1 protein-coding gene is annotated in these 1,785 nt (G+C 45.0%); it reads right to left on the bottom strand.

Annotation, left to right across the window (positions count from 1 at the left end; genetic code table 11):
• On the bottom strand, nucleotides 1–1,249 hold a 1,249-nt coding region (locus E1189_RS01775; RefSeq protein ID WP_230459999.1), incomplete at its 3' end, for a hypothetical protein.
• Nucleotides 1,250–1,785: the final 536 nt, after the last annotated feature.

The raw sequence follows: 1,785 nt of genomic DNA on the forward strand, positions 1-1,785 counted from the left end.
TATGAGACAAAACTTTAGCCTCTTGCTCATTGTCCGTTTTTAGATGACCAGTGGAGTAGTTACTATGATGAGAGTTGACACATAATCTCACTCCCCCCTCGCTATTTAAAGAAGGACAGAATTGCACAAGATGAGCTATTTTCCGATTTTGTGTGTCTAAAACGTCCATATATGTCCATACGAGATAGTGTTTTCGCGTATCTGCTGGCTGCTTAACCTCTAGTTCCCATTCTCCATAATAACGATGGAAACAAGGGGATATATTACTGGGGGATTCGGCGTACTTGCACTTGATGCGCCCATCACTATGAAATAATGGATTGTTGACCGTATCATCAGACTTGTCCTTTTTTTTGCAACGCATGAAGTTCTGAAATTTTTCATGTGGCAGAGCCAGATAGATAACGGATGAATCGCCCTGGCAGTCCTCTGGTTGATAAACAGGGCCTGTAGAGTTGGGCTGAGGCACCAGAGTGACGGCGGCATTAGTAGAGCTGGCTGGTAAAATAATTTTTTGCATGAATCGGCAGCCCTGTTTGTGTGCGTCCAGCTCTCCAGTGGTGGTTGCTTCAAAGCAGCGATCACAATCCACAAACCTTTGTGGGCACGCTGTCGCTTGGTGCTCCAGGAGTTTTGACCGAACCACATGATTGTGGCATAAGGCACAGTTTACCGGATAACCGATACAGTTCAGAAAATGCAGCCTCATCCTTCCCTGAAATACGTAACTATCACAGTAAAGACATTTTATTGGACGCTGAACACACCACTCTTCATGGTCAGGCAATGCTCTCCTCAGTACTAATGATGTGCAGTGGCGGCACGGAAGGGGTTTACAGGCACAATCAGAGAAATGAGAAGAAAGTTCCTTGGGATTACTGGCTATAAAACCACATTGGTAAGAGCATGGTATGTTGCTTGTTGTGGTGCCTGCCGCTGTTGGCTGATTTGCTTCAGAAGTCTCTTTCAAAGCAGCGTCAAGAACCTGAGGGTAGAACCTGATGAGACGATCAGCTAACTCTAGTTTACTTTGAGTTGTTGGTTGATGGCTTGTTGTTTCGAGGCATTCAGTTTTAAGCTTTTTGGCTTCCATAACTGTTTCATAGTCAGCAGCAAGGTTCCCCTCTTTATAGGGGCGTTTTCTACATTGTTGCTTATGTGTCTCGAGTTCTGGCTCTGGTACACTCGTGCCGCAGCCATAATCGCAATCTAAAGGTCTTTTTGAACAGGATAACTTGTGTTCATCCAACTCGTGGTAGCCTCCAGACCATCCACACTCTTTACTCATACAGTTAAAACGGGAATTATTAAGGGCTAACAACCCTCCTCCTCTTGTGAATTGGGCTGTTTTTCTGTCTCCCAGTTCTTTACGGCACACAAGGCAATTTTCGAGCCTGTCGAATTGACTATCAAAACAGGGCACGCAGATTTTATGCCCCCTTTTGCAAATTATTACACTAGCCGCATTATCCTGGCAGATTGGACATTCAGTGACTGTGTCGGGCACCCCCCAGCGAGTACCGTTAATGGATATTGTTTGATGGTGTATGTTTGATTGCATAACCTGGCTTTCCCTAACGTTTCTCGTTGGTAGGGTATAAGACATTTTCAGAAGGGGTTGTTTCTCCAATGGTCAGGTTTTCTGGCAAGGTAGTTAAGTACCCGGACCATTGCTTTCGCATAATGGTCCGGGTACTTATCCAGGAGCTTACTTATCGTGTTGAAGCCGGATCAGCATAAGATCAGAGGGGAATTTATGAGACAAAACTTTAGCCTCTTGCTCAT

The organism is Parendozoicomonas verongulae, from assembly GCF_009711465.1.
In the GTDB taxonomy this organism is placed as follows: Bacteria; Pseudomonadota; Gammaproteobacteria; order Pseudomonadales; family Endozoicomonadaceae; genus Sansalvadorimonas; species Sansalvadorimonas verongulae.